At 69.8% G+C, this 21,477-nt stretch carries 15 protein-coding genes and 2 pseudogenes; 6 read left to right on the forward strand and 11 right to left on the reverse strand.

The features are described 5' to 3' along the window. Positions 1 to 138: 138 nt before the first annotated feature. On the forward strand, positions 139 to 1,578 hold the full coding sequence (gene gndA / locus AWZ10_RS35370; protein ID WP_046704696.1) for an NADP-dependent phosphogluconate dehydrogenase: 1,440 nt from the start codon (positions 139 to 141) through the stop codon (positions 1,576 to 1,578). A gap of 459 nt (positions 1,579 to 2,037) precedes the next feature. Here gndA and AWZ10_RS35375 read toward each other — a convergent pair whose 3' ends face one another. The 3 genes from AWZ10_RS35375 to AWZ10_RS35385 form a co-directional block, all read right to left on the reverse strand. Continuing rightward, on the reverse strand, positions 2,038 to 2,382 hold the full coding sequence (locus AWZ10_RS35375) for a GNAT family N-acetyltransferase (RefSeq protein ID WP_046706753.1): 345 nt from the start codon (positions 2,380 to 2,382) through the stop codon (positions 2,038 to 2,040). Between the two features lie 46 nt (positions 2,383 to 2,428). Then, complete coding sequence (gene panD, locus AWZ10_RS35380) at positions 2,429 to 2,848, reverse strand: aspartate 1-decarboxylase (RefSeq protein WP_046706760.1); 420 nt, start codon at positions 2,846 to 2,848, stop codon at positions 2,429 to 2,431. 376 nt (positions 2,849 to 3,224) lie between these two features. Then, on the reverse strand, positions 3,225 to 3,572 hold the full coding sequence (locus AWZ10_RS35385; protein WP_199845846.1) for an integrase core domain-containing protein: 348 nt from the start codon (positions 3,570 to 3,572) through the stop codon (positions 3,225 to 3,227). Between the two features lie 478 nt (positions 3,573 to 4,050). On the opposite strand from AWZ10_RS35385, the gene AWZ10_RS35390 reads away from it, so the two are divergent. Together AWZ10_RS35390 and AWZ10_RS35395 are read left to right on the forward strand one after the other, a co-directional pair. After that, positions 4,051 to 5,727, forward strand: a complete 1,677-nt coding sequence (locus AWZ10_RS35390; protein ID WP_409000755.1) for a RecQ family ATP-dependent DNA helicase — start codon at positions 4,051 to 4,053, stop codon at positions 5,725 to 5,727. Between the two features lie 326 nt (positions 5,728 to 6,053). Next, entirely contained in the window at positions 6,054 to 8,306 is a 2,253-nt protein-coding gene (locus AWZ10_RS35395) for an MMPL family transporter (protein WP_063776366.1), read from the forward strand. On the opposite strand, the gene AWZ10_RS35400 is transcribed toward AWZ10_RS35395, so the two are convergent. From AWZ10_RS35400 to AWZ10_RS35430, 7 genes are all read right to left on the reverse strand, one after another. Then, complete coding sequence (locus AWZ10_RS35400; RefSeq protein ID WP_046706755.1) at positions 8,270 to 8,908, reverse strand: sterol desaturase family protein; 639 nt, start codon at positions 8,906 to 8,908, stop codon at positions 8,270 to 8,272. The genes AWZ10_RS35395 and AWZ10_RS35400 overlap by 37 nt on opposite strands. Before the next feature lie 33 nt (positions 8,909 to 8,941). Beyond that, positions 8,942 to 10,087: a GNAT family N-acetyltransferase gene (locus AWZ10_RS35405; protein WP_060893053.1), complete on the reverse strand. Its 1,146-nt coding sequence runs from the start codon at positions 10,085 to 10,087 to the stop codon at positions 8,942 to 8,944. A gap of 5 nt (positions 10,088 to 10,092) precedes the next feature. After that, entirely contained in the window at positions 10,093 to 11,352 is a 1,260-nt protein-coding gene (locus AWZ10_RS35410; protein ID WP_052769664.1) for an aminotransferase class I/II-fold pyridoxal phosphate-dependent enzyme, read from the reverse strand. 45 nt (positions 11,353 to 11,397) lie between these two features. After that, positions 11,398 to 12,528, reverse strand: a complete 1,131-nt coding sequence (locus AWZ10_RS35415) for an acyl-CoA dehydrogenase family protein (RefSeq protein WP_079104564.1) — start codon at positions 12,526 to 12,528, stop codon at positions 11,398 to 11,400. A 29-nt stretch (positions 12,529 to 12,557) separates the two neighbouring features. Then, on the reverse strand, positions 12,558 to 13,508 hold the full coding sequence (locus AWZ10_RS35420) for an acyl-CoA dehydrogenase family protein (protein WP_046706757.1): 951 nt from the start codon (positions 13,506 to 13,508) through the stop codon (positions 12,558 to 12,560). Next, complete coding sequence (locus AWZ10_RS35425; RefSeq protein ID WP_159015114.1) at positions 13,495 to 13,800, reverse strand: acyl carrier protein; 306 nt, start codon at positions 13,798 to 13,800, stop codon at positions 13,495 to 13,497. Before AWZ10_RS35425 ends, AWZ10_RS35420 begins: the two co-directional genes overlap by 14 nt. A gap of 92 nt (positions 13,801 to 13,892) precedes the next feature. Continuing rightward, a complete protein-coding gene (locus AWZ10_RS35430) occupies positions 13,893 to 15,719 on the reverse strand; it encodes an AMP-binding protein (RefSeq protein WP_159058471.1) in 1,827 nt (608 codons plus the stop codon). A 174-nt stretch (positions 15,720 to 15,893) separates the two neighbouring features. Here AWZ10_RS35430 and AWZ10_RS35435 point away from each other — a divergent pair, with 174 nt between their 5' ends. The 3 genes and pseudogenes from AWZ10_RS35435 to AWZ10_RS55975 all read left to right on the forward strand — a co-directional run. Beyond that, positions 15,894 to 16,913: an NAD-dependent epimerase/dehydratase family protein gene (locus AWZ10_RS35435; RefSeq protein WP_046705544.1), complete on the forward strand. Its 1,020-nt coding sequence runs from the start codon at positions 15,894 to 15,896 to the stop codon at positions 16,911 to 16,913. Between the two features lie 493 nt (positions 16,914 to 17,406). Beyond that, positions 17,407 to 17,592: pseudogene (locus tag AWZ10_RS55970) on the forward strand (MmyB family transcriptional regulator); the annotation flags it as partial. Between the two features lie 15 nt (positions 17,593 to 17,607). Beyond that, a pseudogene (locus AWZ10_RS55975) lies at positions 17,608 to 17,865 on the forward strand (IS256 family transposase); the annotation flags it as partial. Positions 17,866 to 18,679: 814 nt separating this feature from the next. Here AWZ10_RS55975 and AWZ10_RS35450 read toward each other — a convergent pair. Further along, on the reverse strand, positions 18,680 to 20,653 hold the full coding sequence (locus AWZ10_RS35450) for a serine/threonine protein kinase (RefSeq protein WP_060893052.1): 1,974 nt from the start codon (positions 20,651 to 20,653) through the stop codon (positions 18,680 to 18,682). Positions 20,654 to 21,477 lie beyond the last annotated feature (824 nt).

The raw sequence follows: 21,477 nt of genomic DNA on the forward strand, positions 1-21,477 counted from the left end.
GTAGGGCCCTTCCTGCGTACTCAAGCCCGGCAGGCCGCGCAGTGCGGACGGGGCCGGTGCACGTCAGGATGGCCCGAAGGACAATACTGGCGTGTAGGAACGGCACCACCGATATCAGGATCCATAGGAGCCAACCGTATGAGCACTTCAGCCCAGATCGGCGTCACCGGCCTCGCGGTCATGGGGAGCAACCTCGCCCGCAACTTCGCCCGCAACGGCTACACGGTCGCCGTCCACAACCGCTCCGCGGCGAAGACCCACGCGCTGATCGAGGAGCACGGGCACGAGGGCGACTTCATCGCGGCCGAGACCGCCAAGGACTTCGTGCAGGCGCTGGAGAGGCCCCGGCGCCTGGTCGTCATGGTGAAGGCGGGCGGGCCCACGGACGCGGTGATCGAGGAGTTCGCGCCGCTCCTGGAGCCCGGCGACATGATCATCGACGGCGGCAACGCGCACTTCGCCGACACCCGCCGTCGTGAGGCCGCGCTGCGCGACCAGGGAATCCACTTCGTTGGCGCCGGCATCTCCGGCGGCGAGGAGGGCGCGCTGAACGGGCCGAGCATCATGCCGGGCGGCCCGGTCGAGTCGTACGACTCCCTCGGCCCGATGCTGGAGAAGATCTCCGCGAAGGCCTCCGACGGCGCGCCGTGCGTCACGCACGTGGGGCCGGACGGCGCCGGGCACTTCGTGAAGATGGTCCACAACGGCATCGAGTACGCCGACATGCAGCTGATCGGCGAGGCGTACCAGCTGCTGCGCGATGTGGCCGGATACAGCCCCGCGCAGATCGCGGAGATCTTCCGCACCTGGAACACCGGGCGGCTCGACTCGTATCTGATCGAGATCACGGCCGAGGTGCTGGCGCACGTGGACGCCGCCACCGGCAAGCCGTTCGTGGACGTGGTCGTCGACCAGGCGGAGCAGAAGGGCACCGGCCGCTGGACCGTCCAGATCGCGCTGGACCTGGGCGTTCCGGTCTCCGGCATCGCCGAGGCCGTCTTCGCCCGCTCCCTGTCGGGCCACGCCGCGCTGCGCGACGCCTCCCGCTCGCTGGCCGGGCCCAAGGCCACGCCGCTCAGCGCGGCCGAGGCGGGCGCCTTCGCCGACCGGGTCGAGCAGGCGCTGTACGCCTCCAAGATCGTGTCGTACACCCAGGGCTTCCACGAGATCGACGCGGCCCGCGACGAGTACGACTGGAACATCGACCTCGGCAAGGTGGCCTCGATCTGGCGGGGCGGCTGCATCATCCGCGCGGCCTTCCTCGACCGGATCCGTGCCGCGTACGACGCCCGGCCCGACCTGCCGAGCCTGCTCTCCGACGACGCGTTCGCCCAGGAGATCGCGGCGGCGCAGGACGACTGGCGCGAGGTGCTGGTGGCCGCGACGCGTCAGGGTGTGCCGACGCCCGGGTTCGCGGCGGCGCTGGCGTACTACGACGCGCTGCGTGCGGAGCGGTTGCCTGCGGCGCTCACGCAGGGGCAGCGGGACTTCTTCGGGGCGCACACGTACCGGAGGGTGGACCGGGAGGGGTCGTTCCACACGCTGTGGGGACAGGGCCGCGGTGAGGTCGAAGCCTAAAGGAGTGCGGGTGCGGATCGATTGGCGGCCGCGAGTTGTTCGTGGCTGGTCGCGCAGTTGCCCGCGCCCCTGAGGTGGAGATGTGGCCCGGCATGGAAACGTCCATGCCGGGCCTTTCTTCTGCCACCTGACCACTTGCTACGACAGGGGTCCCGGCCTCGGCTCCCCCGGCACCGGGTCCGGGCCCGGGGGGTTCGGGACCGGGTCCGGCGTGGGGGTGGGACGGGGGTCGGGGGTGGGGACCGGGTCGGGGAACGGGGGCTGCGGGAAGGGTTCCGGGCGGTCGGGGCCCGGGCCAGGCGTGGGGCCGGGGCGCACGGGGTCCGGGTCTGGGTCTGTCATCGCGTCCTCCAGCCATGGGGTACGTCGGCGATGGACTCGTGCCACGGGTACCCGTCCCCCGCACGGGCAGTCACCCGGTCGGCGGAGCCGCCTTGACCGCTCCCGTCGACGGATTCCTCAGAAGCCCTCGGGGTGCGCGATCAGCCAGTCCTTCGCGGCCCGCAGCAGCTCCGGACCAACGGCCGGGGCCTCCTCGGGGTGGCGTTCTGCCCACTTGACGACGTAAGGGCACAGCGGCGCGACGACGACGCCCTCGCGGGCCGCGATGCCGTACAACTCCCGGGCCAGTGAGCCCGCGATGCCGTGTCCCTCGTGCGCGGGCTCGACGATCGTGTGGACCGGGACCAGCGCGCCCTGTGGGGCTTCGAGGACGAAGTACTGGATATGACCGGCCAGTTCGTCGCCGGCGAAGGCCTCCAGTCGGCCGGCCGCCCGGTCGTCACGAATCTGTACGTCGCTCATGGCACTCCTCGCGTGCGGATCAGTGACGCCGGGCCGCCGCGTGGCCTCAGACGGTGACGGCCTGCGGGCTGCGCCGCTGGTCCGAACCCGGCACGGGCTCGGAGGCGTCCGAGCCCAGGGCCACGATCCGGTTGTCGCGGTCCACGTGCACGATCCTGGGCTCCAGGGCACGGGCCTCGGCGTCGGAGACCTGAGCGTAACTGATGATGATCACCAGGTCCCCGGGATGGACGAGGTGGGCCGCGGCACCGTTGATCCCGACGACCCCCGACCCGCGCTCGCCCTCGATGACGTACGTCTCCAGACGGGCGCCGTTGGTGATGTCGACGATGTGCACGAGCTCGCCCGGCAGCAGGTCGGCGGCGTCCAGCAGGTCGGCGTCGATGGTCACGGACCCGACGTAGTGCAGGTCGGCCTGGGTGACCGTGGCTCGGTGGATCTTGGACTTGAACATGGTACGAAACACGGAGAACTCCCGAATCGTCTGCTCCCTGCCCGCTTTGTGCAGGTCAAGGGCGGTATTCACTCTACACAGGCACGCGTCGAAGTCGACGATTGTGAGGAACATCGCTTCTCTATGGGGAGAAGGCTCCTGCCTGGGCTTCCGCGCCGACCAGGCTGTTGTGACGCCACCGAACAAGTGCTTGTTCGGACAGCTCTTTCAGGATGTTCGGGAACTCATGCTGACCAGATGCTGACTTACCTGACGATGTGCCAGGTACGTGCTTCGTCGAGCACGGAGCCACTCCCCACATCGACCTGGAAGTCGTTCAACGCGCCCGGCAGCCCGGGGCTTCATCCGGTCCCGGAACAAATAGGCGGTCGAGTAGACCTACGACTGACTAGATGTACGAGGGCTCGACGTTGGTGACGCTCTCGCGGAGGCGTGCTGCTGGCGGCTTTCCGGCGGCAGCACTATGCGGCGGCCGGTGGTAGTTGTCGTGGATGTTCCACACTGTGATCGCGGCTGACCCGGCGTCCTCGCTGGTGAACTCGCGGGCGTAGAGGACTTCCTCGGCCATGATGCGCTGGTAGCGCTCCACCTTCCCGTTGTGCCGAGGTGTGTATGGTTTCGTTCTCTGATGCCGGGTGCCTTGCCCGACGATGCGGGCGAAGTCGCCGGAGCGGTAGCAAGCGCCGTTGTCGTGACGACCCGGTGTATGTGGTTGGTGCCGTGGGCGGCGAACCAGACCTTCGCCCGGGCAAGGAAAGCAGCAGCCGTCGCGCCCAACTCATCGCCCAGCGGTTCTGTGTAGGCGAGCCGTGAGAAACCATCGCCGCCGGAGTGCAGGTAGACGTAGCACCGCCGGGCCCGGCGCGCCAGTCCTGCGCCGCGACTCCTCGACCGCGCCTCTCCCGTACGGGCCCCGCGTCTCGTACCAGCCCCGCGCCAGGGCGAGAAGCCGTTCCCGGGCGGTCTCCGCAAGCCGCAGCCGGGGCTCCTTGCGTCGCGCAGATGGGCAGGGATGTGCTGGCCGTGCCCGGCAACACGGGTTGAGGCGAAAGCCCCTGAAGGCCTTCGTGACGCTCGAGTGCCTGCCGCGAGTGTGCCGTCGCAGTCCGCGCCTGGCGATCGGACTGCTTCGGGCCGGGGCGGGCACTAGACCCACCACCGCCCGTCCGGTTCCGCCCCGGTCGCGCGCAACCGCTTCGGGAGTCCCTTTGCTGATCAGCCTGTTCGTCGCCCGCCGTCTCCGCAGGGCCGCACGGGTGGCCTTCGGATGGGACGAGTTGCGTCCCGGCCAGCTCACCGCGATGAAAGCGGTCATGCGCCGCAGGGACGCCATGGTGGTGATGCCGACCGGCTCGGGCAAGTCGGCGGTGTACCAGGTGCCGGGCATGCTGCTCCCCGGTCCGACGCTCGTCGTGTCACCGTTGATCGCTCTCCAGCGGGACCAGATCGCCGGACTGCTGCGAAGCAGCGGCCAGACCGCCGTCGCCGTCAACTCGTCGATGTCCAGGGCGCAGAACGAGCAGGCATGGGAGAGCGTGAGCGACAAAACGGCCCGGTTTCTCTTCCTCGCCCCGGAACAGCTCGCCAAGCAGGACGTGCTGGAGCGGCTGGCCGCGCTGAGACCGTCCCTCTTCGTCGTGGACGAGGCGCAGTGCGTGTCCTCCTGGGGCCACGACTTCCGGCCGGACTACCTCAGGCTCCGGCAGGCCGCCGAGAGCATCGGGCGCCCTCCCATCCTCGCCCTCACCGCCAGCGCCGCCGCACCGGTGCGAGCCGACATCGTCGAGCAGCTCGGCATGCGCAAGGCCCACGAGGTGGTGGCCGGGTTCGACCGGCCCAACATCCGCCTGGAGGTCACCCGCTTCCTGGACAACGCGGCCAAGCGGCGCGCCGTGGTGGAGCGGGCTGCGGCCGAGCCCAAGCCGGACATCGTCTACGTCGCCACCCGCAAGGACGCCGAGGCGTACGCCGCCGAGCTGAGCGGACTCGGTCTGAGCGCCGCCGCCTACCACGCGGGCAGCCGGTCGGCCGACCGCAGCGCGGTCCACGACAACTTTCTCGGCGGCGAGTTGGACGTGGTGGTGGCCACCTCGGCATTCGGCATGGGCATCGACAAGCCCGACGTACGGTTCGTGCTGCACGCCTCGGTGCCCGGGTCCCTCGACGCCTACTACCAGGAGATAGGCCGGGCGGGCAGGGACGGCGAGCCGTCCCGGGCCATCCTGCACTACCGCGTCGAGGACCTGGGCCTGCAGAGGTTCTTCTCCACCGGCCGCCCGGACGCGGACACCATCGCCGACGTCTCCCGCCTCGTACGGGACTGTGCGACCCCGGTGACACCGACGGAACTCCAGGAGGAGACCGGCCTGTCCGCCGGCCGGCTGACCGCCGTCCTCAACCTCCTGGAGAGTGCCGGAGCCCTCACCACGGAACGTGGAAAGGTGGCCCCGGTCCCCGGGGCCGATGCGGAGGAAACCGCCGCGCGGGCCGTGGAGTTGGGCACCGCGCACGAGAGCATGGAACGCTCCCGGGTCGACATGATGCGCGGCCTGGCCGAGACCACCGGCTGCCGACGGCGTTTCCTGCTCGGCTACTTCGGCGAGCGCCTCAACTCCCCCTGCGGCAACTGCGACCGATGCGAACAGCGGCCCACCGGCGCCGAAGCCGCAGTCGGCGCCGTCCCTGGCCTGTCCCGCCCCCGGACCGCCTCACCCACGCGCCACGACCACCCGTTTGTGCCCGGCACCGCGGTCCACCACCCGCAGTGGGGTGACGGCGAGGTCCTCAGCGAGGAGGAGAACCGGATCACCGTCCTGTTCGCCTCGGTCGGCTACCGAACCCTGTCACTGCCGGTGATCCTGGAGAAGAACCTGCTCACAGCCGCTTCCTAGACGCAGGCCCGGTCGGCCCGCCGCAGCACCGCATACAGCCCCGCGCGCTCACCGCGAACCCGACCAGGAAGGCCACATTCCCGAACGAAGGCCACTGCTCCGGCACCCACCCCACGAACTTCTCCAGTTCGAGAACAGTGGGACCGATACAACGATGCCCGCCAACTGTCGACGGGATTGCGGCTGCTGGGACCCACGAACAGCGTCGGCGTGACAGCTTCACGATCGACGCCACCAACCCCACCCCCATCGCCGAAGCCCTCGAGAACAGCCTCATGAACTGTGACCGCCGGTGACGCCTGGACCGTGGCGTCGTTGCCCCGGGCATGGTGAAGATCGCCCCTCAGGAGGGGCATACGACAGTCCTGCAGTCCGGTGAACAGACGGTCCCGGCACAACTTGCGAAACGCCGTGCGGCTGGGGTGCTCGTCCTCGCCTGCCTGGCCGCTTGTTGTGCGGTCTGGGTCCTCCTCGGTGTCGGCAGTCGTCCCTCCCCCGAGAGCTGGACGCCGCCCTCCGCCGAGTCCCTGCGCGCCGACGAGTTCCTGGCCTCCCGGTTCACGACCGGTGAGCCTCATCTGGCGCTGGTGGCCACGTCTTCCGGATCGGTCGACGACCCGCGCGTCACCCGGGCCGGCCAGAAACTCCTCGAAGGTCTCGCCGCCGATCCGCGCACCGAGTGGGTCCGGGGGTACTGGCCGCTCCGGCTCCCCGAGTTCCGTACGGCCGACGGGCGGCGCGCGCTGGTACTGGTGCGTTTCCGGGGAGACGAGCAGGCCGTGCGCACCGCGGCGAATCATGTGATGACCCGGTACACCGGGAAGACCGGGCCCGGTGAAGTGCTGAAGGTCTCCGCCGGGGGCGAGGACGCGGTCCTCTCCGAGAGCGAACGGCTCAGCGAACGCGGGCTGCTACTGGCCGAGTTCATCGCGGCGCCCGCGATTCTCCTGATCCTGCTGTGGGTGTTCGCCAGTGCCGTGGCCGCGCTGCTTCCGGTGGTGGTGGGCGCGTTCGCCGTGGTGGTCGCCGGGGCATGCCTGCGGCTGCTGGACGGTGTGGTGCCGGTGTCGGCCTTCAGCGTCAGTGTCACCACCGCCTTGGGATTCGGGCTGGCCGTGGACTACAGCCTGCTCCTCGTCTCGCGCTACCGGGAGGAGGTCGCCGCGGGCAACACCCCGGACGCGGCGGTGGAGGTGACGCTGCGCACCGCCGGACGCGCCGTGGCGTTCTCCGGCGCCACCGTGGTGGCTGCTCTGTGCACGCTGTTGGTCGTCCCGCTACCGCTGCTGCGGTCTCTCGCCTTCGGCGGCACCGCGATCGTCGTCACCTCCGTCGTGGGGGCGTTGGCGGTCGTGCCCGCGCTGCTCGTGGTGCTCGGAGCCCGTATCGACCGCGGGGACGTCTTCGCCCGACTGCGCCGACCGCGCGGCGGGCGCCGGGAGAGCGACTCCTGGGCCCGGCTTGCACGCTGGGTGGTGAGGCGGCCGGCGGCCGTCGCGCTCGCGGGCTTCGCGTTCCTGGTCCTTCTTGCCGTACCGGCGCTTCAGGTGCGGTTCGGTGTGTACGCCGATGCGACGCTCCCGGGTTCCTCGCCGGTCGCCGCGACCGCCCGGACCCTTCGCACCGAGTTCGGCTCGGCCGCGTCGGGCGCCCCCTCCGTCGTACTGCCCGGCCTGAATGCGGAGGCGGACTCACGGGAACGGGCAGCGCTCGACGGATACGCCCGCAGGCTCTCCCGCGTCTCGGGAGTGGCCCTGGTGGACACCGTCACGGGGGTCTACCAGGACGGGAACCGTTCTCCGCTGCCGGCGGCCCGGGCGGCGTCGTTCGCCGCCGCGTCCGCCAGTCGGCTGTCCGTGACCCCTCAGGCGTACGCCCGCGCGCCCCTCACTCCCGAGGGGAGCCGGCTGGTGGAGCGGCTCCGCCGGGTCCCCGCGCCGGTTCCGGCTCTTGTCGGTGGTCCGGGTGCCCGGCTGGCGGACACCGAGAAGGTGATGACGGACCGGCTGCCGCTTGTCGCGGTACTCGCCTGTGGTGGGACCTTCCTCCTGCTGCTGCTCTACACCCGCAGTCTGCTCGTGCCGGTGAAGGCTGTGCTGCTGAACATGCTGAGTCTGGCCGCCACCTTCGGAGTCCTGGTCGCCGTTTTCCAGGAGGGCTGGTTTCCCGGTGTGTCTCCTGCGGGAATCACCGATGTACTCATCCCCTTGATGTTCGCTGTGGCGTTCGGTCTTTCCATGGACTACGAGGTCTTCCTGCTCTCACGGATCCTTGAGGAACACCGGCGCGGCAGTCCCACCCCACTCGCCGTGGCGACCGGCCTCCAGCAGACGGGGCGGCTCTTCACCTCCGCCGCGCTGGTCTTCGCCGTGTCCATGTCCTCTTTGGCGCTGTCCGGGCTGCTGCATCTGCGTGTGGTGGGCGTCGGCCTCGCGGTGGCCGTTCTGGTGGACTGCACGGTTGTACGTGCACTGCTCGTACCCGCTGTGATGCAGCTCGCGGGCAGGGTGAACTGGTGGCTGCCGACCTGGCGGGGAAGCCTTCAGCGCGGGGCGGTACCGAAGACGTGGTCCCAGTAGGGGCAGCTCACGCCGAATCCGCGCCGTTCGTCCTGGAAGTGGTGGCGCAGATGGCGGTTGCGCAGGCGTCGGCCCAGAGTCGTGGACGGGCGGTGGTGGTGCATGTGGAAGTGCAGGACGTCGTACACCACGTAGCCCGCGACGAATCCGCCGGTCAGGGCGGCGCCCGGCCCCGCTCCGGCCAGTAGGTGAAACAGCTCGTAGGCGCCGTATGCGCCGGGGACGCTGACCGAGGGGGGCATGACCAGCCGCCGGGGATCGTTGGGGTGGTCGTGGTGGACCCCGTGCACCATCCAGTGTGCCCGGCGTCCCCACGCACTGCGCGGGGTGAAGTGGAACAGCGCCCGGTGCACCCAGTACTCGGTCAGCGTCCATACTCCGTAGCCGAGCAGAAAGTACGCCAGGAGCAGGAGCGCCCCTGTGTGCCGGGCCGCCCAGGCGAGCAGCAGCAGGACGGCCGGGCCGTGCAACAACGGGGGTACGGCGGGATGCACACGGGTGAAGCGGTCGAGGAAGCGTGAGCGGAACATGGGCGGAGACGCGCGCAGTCCGTCCGCCCGCCCGGCGCTCTCCTCACACCGCAGTGACTCATTCGCTGTCATCGTGCATCACCTTCGTGTGTCTCAGCCCTCTGATCACAGGGGCCGCCGATAGATCCGATAGGTCTTGGACCGCTGCGCTCCCATCCGCGCGATGGCCTGGTTCATGACGGAGTTGTCCTCCAGGACCCATGACAACTCGCCGGCCTTGTAGCCGAGTTGGCGTCCAGCCTGGACGAGGCGCGTGTACAGCAGCGCGTCGAGGCCCCGGTTCCGGTATTCCGGTTTCACTCCCAGGGCGATCAGTCGGCACCGGTCGATCCTGCGGGCGGCTCTGGCGGCCCTGATCAGGCCGATGGGCAGCCCGTATCGGGTCAGGCGGCCACCGGCCGCCTTCAGCGCCTGGTTGGCATCGGGGACGGCCAGGCAGAACGCCGCCGGGTCCCCGTCCACCTCCGCGACCAGCACCAGTTCGGGCCGGACGATTCGCCGAAGTTGTGCCGTGAGGTGGCGGAACTCGCGCTCCGTGGGGGGTACGAAGCCCCAGTTCCGTTCCCAGGCGTGCGTGTAGATGTCCCGCAGCCGTCGCTCCTCGGCGTCGAAGTCGCTGAGATCGAGCGGTCGTACGCGGACGCCACCGCGCTCTTGCGCCCATTGCGCGAGCCGGGTGACGGCGCCGTCCACCGGCGCCTGCGTGGTCCACTCCCAGGCCCACAGGTCCTTGGCCTTGGTGAATCCGCAGGACAGCAGCAACTTGTCGTGATGGGGCGGGTTGTACGGCATCAGGACGGTCGGCGACGAGGAGAATCCCTCAACGAGCGTGCCGCATTCGGCGTTGGTCGAGAAGCTCACCGGCCCCACCGACGAGGTGAGCCCGCGCCCGCGCAGCCAGTCCCCGACGGCCTCGAACAGCGCCTGGGCCGCATCGGGATCGTCCGCGCACTCGAAGAGCCCGAAGAATCCGGCGCTGCCCCCGTGGTGGGTGTTGTGTCGGGGGTTGTGGACGGCGGCGACGCGTCCGACGGCCTGCTCTCCCCGGTGAGCGAGGAACAGTTCGGCGTCGCCGAACTCGAAGAAGGGGTTCTTCCGTGGGTCGAGGAACGCCTTGCGCTCGCTCTCCAGGGGCGGCACCCAGCAAGGGTCGCCCCGGTACAGCCGGTACGGCAGCCGGATGAACTCCCGGCGCCGCGCGGAATTGCGTACCACCGTGACACGGGGCGGATCGGCCAGGGCGCGTGACATGGTCGTCACACCGTCCCCTTGATCGGTTCCGCGCGCGCATCCTCGTCCTCGGTGAGGGCTGCGGCGATCAGGCCGACCGCGAGGTCGATGTCCTCCTCGGTGTGCTCCGAGCAGACGCCGAGCCGTAGCCGGGCTCCGCCGATCGGCACGGCCGGCGGGAACAACGGGCAGACCAGCAGGCCGCGTTCGGCCAGTCGCCGGGTGACACGCGCGGTGCGGTCCATGGTGCCCACCGGCACCACCACCACATGGGCGGCGGAGCCGGCCGTAGTGACGCCGACGGCATGCAGCCGGGCGCGCAGCGTACGCGCGTTGTCATGGAGCCTGCGCCGCCGCTCAGCCCCTTCTTCCGCCAGCACCGAGAACGCCGCGAGTGCTGCCCCGACCGTGCCGGGCGGCAGGCCCAGGGACAACAGATAGGCGTCCGCCGAGTGCCTGAGCAGCGTCACCACGTCGGCGTCGGCACAGACGAACCCTCCGGTGGAGGCGAACGCCTTGCTGAACGTACCCGTGATGACATCGACCCGGTCCAGCACACCGAGCGACTCGGCCACGCCCCGCCCCTGAGGGCCGAGCGTGCCCGCGCTGTGCGCCTCGTCCACCACCAGCAGGGCGTCGTACTGTTCGGCCAGATCGGCGATCTCCGTCAGCGGGGCGAGATCGCCGTCGGCGCTGAACAGGCCGTCCACGACGATCAGCCGCCGCCCCGACCCTTGCGGCTGGGGCGCCGCACGGAGCAACTCCGCCAGATGTCGAGGGTCGTTGTGCCGGAAAACGTGTGCGGTGGCTCCGGACAGTCGGACCCCCATGGTGATCGACTGATGGTTGAAGCGATCGGCGAAGACATGGTCACGAGGTCCGGCCAGGGTGCCGAGTACGCCCAGGTTGGCCTGCATCCCGGTCGGGAAGAGGAGCGCGGCCGGGCGCCCGGACCAGGCGGTCACGGCAGCTTCCAACTCCTGGTGCAGCTGGGTGTATCCGCCGACCGCCTGCGTTCCGTACGTGCCCGTGCCGAACCGGCGGGTGGCCGCGAGCGCGCCTTCCAGCACCTGCGGATGCCGGGCAAGCCCGAGATAGTCGGCGGACCCGAAGACGGTGACCGACTGGCCCTGGGCATTCCCCGAGCCGGGACGGGCGTGCGGCACCCCGATCCGGGCCCGGGTCGTCGCCGCCTCCGTGATCAGCGGAAACAGCGGATAGGTGTCCTCCCGCTGCCAGCGGTCCACCAGGTCGAGCGTGCTGCTGTGTGCGGGACCGAAATCCATCGGCGGTCTCATCTCGCTTTCTCACTCCTGTGCGTGGTGCGGGCCTTACCCGGTGGTGCGTGCGCCTCGGAGAATCTCTGTGGCGGCCATGTCCCGGACCGTCTCGCAGCTGCCGCCGTACACGCTGAAGACGCGGACATCACGCAGCACGGTCAGCATGCCGGGGGCGGACTCGTCGTCACGGAAGGCGTCGGGGCCGGACAGCCGGGCGCATTCCTCTACGACCCGCTGGGCCAGCCGGGCACTGGCTGTCTTGGCCAACGCGGCGTCCAGCTGGTCGTCGGCGCATCCGATCTGTTCCACGATGACGTCGACAAAAGCCTCGGCTGCCTCAAGTTCGGCGTCCCACCAAGCGAGTTCGGCCATCGCCTGGCCCGTCGGACCCACCAGACGTGCCGTTCGTTCCAGTGCCCAGCGAGCACAGGCCAGGGCTCCCGCCGCGATCGCCAGACGCTCCTGCGGGAGGATTCCCGCCAGGAGCGCCAGGGCCAGGCCAGGGCGTCCGAGCACCGCTTCGCGGGGCAGCCGGCAGTCCTCAAGGCTCACCCGTCCGGTCGGGGAGGTGTGCAGCCCGGCCGTCGTGAGCGGCGTGACAACGACCCCGGGCAGATCAGCGGGTACGAGGAACAGGGTCAGCCCCAGGGCGGAGGCTCCGGGGGTGGTGCGGGCCAGGACGACCAGGACATCAGCGAGAGGCGCGTTGGTGATGAATGTCTTCTCGCCCCGCAGGACCCACCCGTCCGGTTCGGACCGAGCCGTGGCGGCAACGGAGCGGACCAGATCGGAGCCGCCGCCGGGCTCGGTCAACGCGACCGAGGCGACGGCCTCGCCCGCGAGGATCGGGCGCAGCCACCCGTCCCGTTGTCCGGGGGTGCCGTGGCCGGCCAGCAGAGGGGCGACCAAGTGCGTCAGCACCGACAGACTGGTGCACACTCCGGCGGCCGGCTCACGCATCACGGCGCGGCCGAACGCGATGCCATGGGCGAGGTCCAGCCCCAGTCCGCCCTGGTCCACGGGTACGCCGATGCCGAACACCCCAGCTCGGCCCATGGTTTCGAACAGGGAACGCGTCACGGTCCCCTGCCGCTCCCAGCGCGCCAGATAGGGCATGATCTCCGCGTCGACCAAGGCGCGCGCCGACTCGCGAAACGCGGCGGGACAGCTTGGATCGAGCATCGTCGCAGCGCGCAACGGCGTGGCACGCTTCACCGAAGACTCCCCGCCACCGGCTGGCTGGGCCGCCCGACCGGCTGCAGGAAGGACGCCTCGCCCGCCAACCTTTCGCGCATGCTGTGCACCAGCCGCTGCTCTCCGCCGAGCAGCACCGGGGCGAAGACCGCCGCGCGGTAGGCCGCAGCGATCGGATGCCCGTCCATGAACCCCCGCCCACCGAAGAGCCGACAGGCGGTACCCACCGCCCGGGGAACGGCCCGGGAGACGAACACCCCGGCCCGCACAGCACGGTCCCACTGGGCGGGCCCGCCCGCGGTGGCTGCGCGACGCGTGACCGCGTGGCACATGCGCACCTCGGCGGTGGCTTCGGCCACAGCGTGCAGGAAGGCCTGGCGGTCCGCCAGGGCACCGTCCTGAAACGGCCTGCGGCTCGCGTATCGGAGAACATCCGAGACGGACTGCTGGGCCAGGTCGGTCAGCAGCTGTGCGAGGGCCAGCCGGGTGGCCGCCACGGCGTCGCCGAGCAACGGAGCATGCTGCTCCACGGTGCCCAGCAGCGCATGGTCGGGCACGGGAAGAGCGGTCACCTCCAGCCTGGCGAACCGAACGCCGGCCAAGGCGCCGAATCGCTGTTCCCGTACCTGCGTGTGCGCCGTGTCGAGGGGCAGCAGAAGCAGTACGGGACGGTCGTCATGTCGGCGGATGCCCTCGGCGAGCACTGCCCGGGCGTCGGGCAGACCGAGAACCTGATCCGCGTGTCCGTGTGCCTCCAGGCGACCCGGGGGTCCGTGCAATGCGATGTCGCAGTGGGTGCCCAACAGGCCGTGGGTGGTCGCATGGCCCAGTGCGGTACTGACCCGGTCCGGCCGTGCCGAGGAGTCCGGTACCAGACGGTCGAGCAGGTCCAGGGTCAGTCGTCGGGCGACGGTTGTGAGCACGGCCCCGCCCAGCCCCGCGTCGTTGCCCCGGTCAGGAGCGGGCATGGGAGGAACCCCGACTCGTCCCCTCGCCCAGCAGGTCGAGGAACGCGCCGAGAGGGAGAGTGGGTACGAGGCTCTCGGCGAACACCGCCATGTCGAACTCCACGTGGTAGCGGGTCTCGACGTCGGCCACCGTCTCCGCCAACAGCAGTGAATCGAGCCCGAGTTGATCAAGCGTGGCTTTCTCGGAAAGCGCCGCCGCGTCGATACGCAGCCGAGCGGCGAGACGTTGTTTGAGGTCCTCCCGGTCCGGGACCTGACGGACTGCCTCGGCCGACGTCGGCACTGTTTCCACGGTGTCCTCTTCTCTGCCTTGTTCTGGTCTGCGCGTGGTAGCGGGGGCGGGAATCCGTGCGTGTCAGGCCGAGCGGCCAGGACGCCGAGGGTTCAGGACTCCGCCGGGACGGCCAGTCGTACTCCGGGCGGAAGCTCTCCCGCCGTGGCGGCGGCGCCCAGGCTGAGCCGTCGTACCTTGCCGCTTGCCGTCCGCGGGAGCGCGCCTCGCCGTGCGATGTAGACATCGCTCACCGGCACCCGGAACTCACGAAGTACGGTGAGCCGGGCACTGTTCACCAGAGCGGCCTCGCCGGCCGCCCCGGTGGCCGTCCTCCGGGCATCCGCCAGTTCCAGGAACAGTACGAGGTCCTCGGTCGCCGCTGTTTCCCGCACCACGGCGACCGCGGCGACCGCGGCGAGTGTCTCCGGCGAGGCGTCGAGAACCGTCTGCTCGATGTCCGTGGGGGCCAGCAGCCGTCCGGCGTACTTCACGGCTTCCTTCGAACGCCCGATCACGAAGAGCTCGCCGTCGGCCAGCGCACCGAGGTCCCCGGTCGGGACGAGGCCGTCGTCCCCGGCCGCCGGGCGTCGTACGCCGTCGGGGCCGATCGTCCAGCGGGCCGCCGACGCTCCGCCGATCCGGATCTCGCCGACTCGTCCCTGGGGCAGTTCTCGCCCGTCCGGGGCGACGATCCGCACCTCGGTGCCGGGCAACGGGGCGCCGTGGCCGATGAGTTCCCGCGCGCCACCGCCACCGCTGCCGTCGGCTGACTCCGTTGAGGATCGAGGCTGTGGCAGCGGGACAAGTCGTCCGCGCTCCAGAGCGGCCGTGTCGAAGCGGCGCACCACCGAGCCGACCAGCGGTGCCCGGCAGGCGACCGCGACGCAGTTCTCGGCCAACCCGTAAGCAGGCAGAAGCACATGGCGGCGCATCCCCTGTCCGGCGAACGTCTTCTCGAACCGCTCGCAGAGTCGCGGCGCGACACGCTCCGCGCCGATGACGGCGACGCTCAGCGCGGACAGGTCGATACCGGTCAGCCGGGCGGGCGCACGCCCCGCGGCGCGAGCGGCCATCTCGTAGGCGAAGGGAGGGCCGGTGGTGTGCGTGGCGCGAAAGTCGCCCAACTGCTCGATCCAGCGCAGCGGATCACGTACGAACGCACCCGGCGGCAGCGCCCGGAAGGCGAATCCCGCGTAGAGGCTGGCCCAGAAGCTGCCGATCAGGCCCATGTCGTGGGAGAGCGGGAGCCACGTCACCGCGCGCCCGGCTGCCATGAGCCCGATGCGTTCGGTGATGGCGCGCAGATTCACGGCCAGGTTGCGGTGGGTGAGAACGATTCCTCTGGGGGAGGCGAGACTGCCCGAACTGAACTGGACCACTGCGACATCGTCCGGATCGGGCGTCGGTTCCACTCCATGGGCGGCGCCCCGCCCCGGCACCTCCGCCAGAGACAGATGCGTCACCCTCAGTCCGGCGGCGCGAGTCTCTTCCGGGCCGATCATCGGTGCGCCGTCCGACACATACCAGCGCGCTCCGCCGACTCGCAGCGCGGCCAGGGCCCGGAGCCGTTCCTGGGTATTGACGCCGAGCCCTCTGGGCACACCGGTCGGCACCAGGACAGCCCCGCAGAGCGGGATCGCCAAGGACGCCGTCATCGCCACCGTGGTGCTGTCCATCTCGAGTGCGACAGCGTCGCCCCGCTTCACCCCGTGGCCGGTGAACCATGCGGCGCGCTCCACGACCCGTGCCCAGAACTCGGGATAGGACATCTCCGCGTCCCCCGCCGCCCCCACCGTGGCCGACACCCCCGAACGAGCGTGCGCGCGAAGAACCTCGGTCAACGTCGCGCACGGCTGCGCAGGGTCCCCGTCGTACGCCAGCAACTGGTCCTCCTCGACCGCTTTCAGGACTGCCTCCTCTTCAACGAGATCAGACACTGAAAGTAACAGACCGAACACATAGCGTACTTACGGTGATACGGTGCCGTTCCTGGTGACAACCACCCCGAAGGCAGGCATGGTACGGAGCCCGACCCTCCGCAGAACCGAGGCGCACCAAGGCGCCGAGGCCGACCACCGACACAGCGCGGACTTCGAGCAGGAAGTCGTACAGTGACCCGCCACGGCTTCGAAGATCTCGCCGGACAACGGTTTCTGATCACCGGGGCCACCGGCTTCGTCGGCCGGCGCCTGTGCGCCCGACTCACCGCACAAGGCGCCCGGGTCACGGCCCTGGTGCGAGAAACCTCCGTCCGAGACGGCCTCCCCTCCGACGCGAAACTGACCGTGGGCGATCTCACCACCGCGGAGGGCGCCGAGGCGGTGCGCGAGGCGGCCGCCGCTGCCGACTGCGTGTTCCATCTCGCCGCAGTAGTCAAGTCCCGCTCCGCCGAGGGCTATTGGCGCTGCAACTCAGCAGGCTCCGGACGACTCGCCAAGGCGCTGGCCTCGCTTGCCTCCCCGCCGCGCCTGGTCGTGTGCTCCTCACTGGCCGCCGGCGGTCCCGCACGGCCGGGGCAGCCGCGAACCGAGGACGAACCACCTGCCCCCGTCTCGCATTACGGACGCAGCAAGCTCGCCGGAGAACTCGCCGTCCGAGAACTCGCCGACCGCCTGGCAGTGGTCGCGATCCGGCCGCCCATCGTGTACGGGCCGGGCGACCCGGCGTTTCTGCCGTCGCTGCTGCCGATGATCCGCAGCGGGATCGTCGTCAAAAGCGGCTTCGGGCCGAGGCATTACTCCGTCATCCACGTCGACGACCTGTGCACTGCATTGCTCGCAGCCGCAACTCGAGGCAGGACGATGTGCCCCGACGTCCCGGACTCGGGTGTCTACACGGTCTCGGACGGCACGGAACACACCTGGCACGGGATCTGCCGGACAGTGGCCAACGCGCTGGGCCGCCGCCCTCCGCTGGTGCTCCCCGTCCCGCACGCCGTTACGCGAGCCGTCGCCGAGTGCGCCGAAGCACTGGGGCGGCTGGGTGGCTTCGTACCACCACTCAACCGGGACAAGACCCGCGAACTACGCTGCACGGCATGGACGTGCTCGGCCGAACGGGCCCGCACCGACCTCGGATTCGTTCCGTCGATCGCACTGGCCGAGGGAGTTGCCGCCACCCTCAGGGGCTGAGCGCTCCGGCGGCGCGAGACCGCCCGGAGAGCCCCTACACGTCACAACACCGCACGCTTTCAAGCTGATTCGGGACCGGCCAGCGGGGTCGCCCCTGCATGTCCCGACGTGATGACCTGGCGAAGCCATCGGCGACGCAGAGCCGCACGACTACTCCACTGCCGCTCTGATCAGCGCAGGGCAGCACGCCGAGCGATCGGTCTCCTCGCGCGCACAGAATGGCGGCCCCTTCAGGCCGGGACGGGGACCCCGGCACCTATTCGGCCGCCTTCACGGTGAAGGATTTGACGGTCTCCGTCCCCGCGGTGGACATAGACGACGATGCTTCCCGCGCCGGTGACGCCCCGCAGCCCACGCTTCGTAAGACACCGACGCGACGCCCTCGGCTCGCGGCGGCGGATCCGCTTGTGGGCCATGACGCGGGAGACGCCCATTTCGGCGGCGACATGAGCAACCGGGCAGCCGGCGCGGCTCGTTCGACGAGCAGCCGCCTGTGCCCGCGCCGCTGTTCGCCAGCGACACCACCGCCCGGCTCGGCCATGCCGACTTCGCCCGTTTCCACTTTCTCGACCCCGTCGCCGCCGACTTCTCCGTCGACTGGGAAGCCGGTGCCCGCGTCACGGTCGCGCTGCTGCGCGCCGAGGCCGGTCGACATCCAGCCGATCCGGACCTGCGCGAGCTCGTCGGTGAACACTTCCCGGCCGAGCAATGGATCCACCTGCGGACCACGAACCCGATCGAGTCGACCTTCTCCACCGTCAAGCACCGCACCAAGGTCACCCGCGGCGCCGGCAGCCCGGCCTCGGCCCTCGCGATGGTGTTCAAGCTCGTCGAATCCGCCCAGGCCCGCTGGCGCGCGGTCACCGGCGCCCACCTCGTCGCCCTGGTCCGCGCCGGCGCCCGCTTCGAGAACGGTCACCTCGTCGAACGGCCCGAGGCCGCTGCCGCATGACACCGGTCTGCTTAACGAGTAGGCGTCCCAGAACCGGCCTGGAACTATGGCGGCTATGAAGCGAGTCGTGATCCTGGGGCGTGGCGGTTCAGGGAAGTCAGCCCTCGCGGCCCGCCTGGGCGCAATCACCGGGCTTCCCGTCATCGAGCTGGACAGGCACTTCTGGCGACCCGGCCTTGAAGTGACACCTCCCGATCAGTGGGCCGCGGTCCAACGTGAACTCGTCCGAGACGAGGCTTGGCTCATGGATGGCGACCTCGGGCCCTACGACGTCCCCGACGTCCGGCTCCGAGCGGCGGACACTGTCATCCTGCTGGACTTCTCGTTCTCGCGCTGCGCCTGGCGAGCGATCCGACGCTCGCGGGAACGCGCCGACTTCTGGCGGTGGGTATGGTCCTACCGACGCCGGAGCCGACCGCTCCTCCTCTCGGCGATCATGACCCACGCCGGTGCTGCGAACCTGCACGTAATTCGGAATCCGCGCGCACTGAGACGCTTCGTAGCGCAAGTCACGACCGGCCAGATCCCCGGGCGCCCGTAACTCCATGTATGGCACGACACCGCGCAACCTCGTCCGATCCACAGGATTCGACAATTACTCCGGGCGTGGACCATGGCACTGATCCGCAAGGCGTGAGCTGCCCCAGATCCGGGACCGCGGCAGCCCTGACAAGGCGTGTGCAGGAAGGCCCCCCACAGTGACTGTTGGGTCTGTGGGATCCCAAGAACGGCGGCCAGCAGGAAGGCTTCCTATGTGCGCCTGACACTTGGTCACTGCATCAAGGCCGGTGCCTGGACCGAAATCCGAGGAGGGTCAGCTTGCGCAATTGCCGACGGAACCCCAGCGAAGAAAGTCCGTACCGCCAGCGCCGTCGAGGACCGCAACCGCGTACTGGGCGTAGCGCCATTCCAGCCGGGCACGGGATTCGGTGAGGATTGTCCGGCAGGCCACACCGGCGGCAGTCTGCCCCCAGTCCTCCCGCGTGCTCTGGTCCCACTCGGGCTTGGTCGCCCACACGTACATCACGCCTTCGTCCGGGGCGAATCCGATGCTGGTGTTCTCGTCGCTGATGTAGCGGGGGTCGTGGAACAGCCGGGAATTGCCGTTCCACTCCACGAAAAGCTGGTGGACCGCATCGGTCGCCACCCGGATCTCGTCCTTGTCGACGCTCGGGATCTGCGCGGCCGTCAGGCCGGCTTCGGCGGGATCCCAGTTCGGATCCTGCCCTTGGTCGGTGGTGCTGCGTTCGATCGTCTGGGTGACACAGCCAGTGTTGGTGCGAAAGTCGTCTTCCCACACGATCGCGGGTGCCGCGGGGGTGGTGTTGTCCACCAGGACGTACTCGTCGTACGGAAGGTCCTTATAGAGGTCCGCCATCATGCGCAGGGTGAGGCAGGCGTCCTTGGCCGTTCCCTGAATGACGCGTGACTCGACAGTCGGGCCGCTGACGGCGATGTAGATCTCTTTCCTCGGCCGGGCGTAGGTTACGTCGTACTGGCCGCTGTAGTTGTACTCCTCGCCGACTCCCAGGCCGACATCGTGGCCGAGCGCGGCCTCGGTCTCGATCTCGGCCTCTCCCTTGGCGCGGCGGGCCGAACGCCATGAGGTGATCGTCGCCTCGTCGGCGTCCACGGACGGTGATGTGTCCGGTCTCCCGGGACTTGCCGTCGGTGAAGCGGGAGAGGATGCATCGGTGATCCTCGTGGAGGACGCGCTGTCGTGGCGGGAACTCGAGGGCAGTGTCTCCGTCTTGCCGGGCTGAAGGGCGAGCGCTCCGCCCGTCAGGCCGCCGATGACGACGCCTGTGACCACGGCGATGCCTGCCATGCGTCTACTTGAACGGGCGTGAGGGTGCCAGGCCGGGTCGTCCACGGCGGGCACGTCCCACTCGGCCGCGACGAGGTCGCCGACCAGCGTCGGTTCCGCACCGGCTGGGATGACCTGTGTGGCCTGAGCCGCGAGAAGAACGGCGCATTCCTCGGCGGCCTGACTCGCGGTGATTCGGCTGCCTGGCTGCTTGGAAAGGGCGCTCTCCACGATGGTGCGGAGTTCGTCAGGAAGGCCTTGGAGGTCGGGTTCCTCGGCCATGACGCGGTAGGCGACCACGTCAGGGGCTCCCGTGCCGAAAGGCAGGCGTCCGGTGGCAGCGTAGGCAACGAGCGCGCCCCAGGCGAACAGGTCGCCTTCGGGGCCGGCGCTGCCGGCGCGGTAATACTCGGGGCTGATCCAACCGGGGGTGCCGGTCATGATGCCGGTGCGGGTCACGGACGTACCGTCGGCGGCGTGGGCAATGCCGAAGTCCAGGACGCGGGGGCCTGCGGGGCTGAGTATGACGTTCTGCGGCTTGACATCCCGATGGACAACGCCAGCAGCATGAATGGCCGCGAGAGCCTGGGCGGTGCCTGTCGCGAAGGCGTACAAGGTGCTCTCGGCGAGCGGTCCATGGGTCGCGAGATGCCGGTCGAGGGTGGGCCCTGGGACGTATGCCATGGCCAGCCACGGCGAATCGGCATCCGGGTCGGCAGCGAGCAGAGGTATGAGAAACGGCCCCTGCACACGTGCGGAGAGCTGAACCTCGCGGCGGAACCGGGCCCGAAACTCGGGATCCTCGGCCTGCGCGGAATGAACGACCTTCACCGCGACGCGGAGGCCGAGGGCGTCGAGGCCGGCGTGAACGGTACCCATACCGCCCGAGCCGAGACGGCCGATGATCCGGTAGGGACCAACCCGCTTGGGGTCACCAGGGCGGGCGGGCAACACCCGTTCGCCGGAGCGAGAACTGCTCACGAGGGCTTCCGTTCTCCTTCACCAGCAGAGCGTGAAAGGCCGGACGCGCCGAAGGGGCACGCCCGTCCCTGGAAGCTGGATGTTATCTGCGCATCATCACCATGAGCGCCGATGAGGAAGCCGGAATCGGAGAGCGTCACCGGATGCACGCCCGGCCACCCACACGGTGATCACCCACACCGCACGCGGGAAATTCTCACGCGGCGCGGCTCACCGATCAGCACTCGCCCGACAACTCCCGCCCGGGCCCGCTACGCCAACTCGTCACTACCACTCGCCTGATGAGCCGAGTCGGGCACGTGCCCTTCGGATAGCTCAGCTCCACCAGTCGCTCCGCGGAAGTTCGAGAACGCCCCTCAAGCAGCGGGCGAGCCCCGTAGGGACCCTTCCGAACAGGAGCCAGGCGCCTGCTCCCAGGTCCCCGCCGTGGCGGTCACCAAGTCAGCAAGTCAGCAAGCTGGGACGCCTCCGCATCCAATGCTGACCGTTTGCTGACCCGAGGGGCACCATTGCGCTCCTGACCTGCACAGATACCCAAGTACTAGATCTTGGACTTGAACATGGTGCGCAGCATGTTGAACTCCCGGAAGACGGCTCCCTGCCGGCTTGCTGCAGGTCAAGGGCTGTTCTGTCAGCCTACATCCGACGCTCCCGCAGGCCCCGGGGGTTCTCAGACGCCGACGTGGTGATGGGCCGCCCACGCCGCCGGGGCGTCGCCGTAGTGGACGCGGACCAGCCGCGCCGTACGGGCCAGCGCGACGGCCGGTTCGTCGCGGGCGGTGTCCAGGGCGTCGTAGAAGGCGCGGGCCGTCTCCTCGGCGACG

This window comes from Streptomyces europaeiscabiei (assembly GCF_001550375.1).
In the GTDB taxonomy this organism is placed as follows: domain Bacteria; phylum Actinomycetota; class Actinomycetes; order Streptomycetales; family Streptomycetaceae; genus Streptomyces; species Streptomyces europaeiscabiei.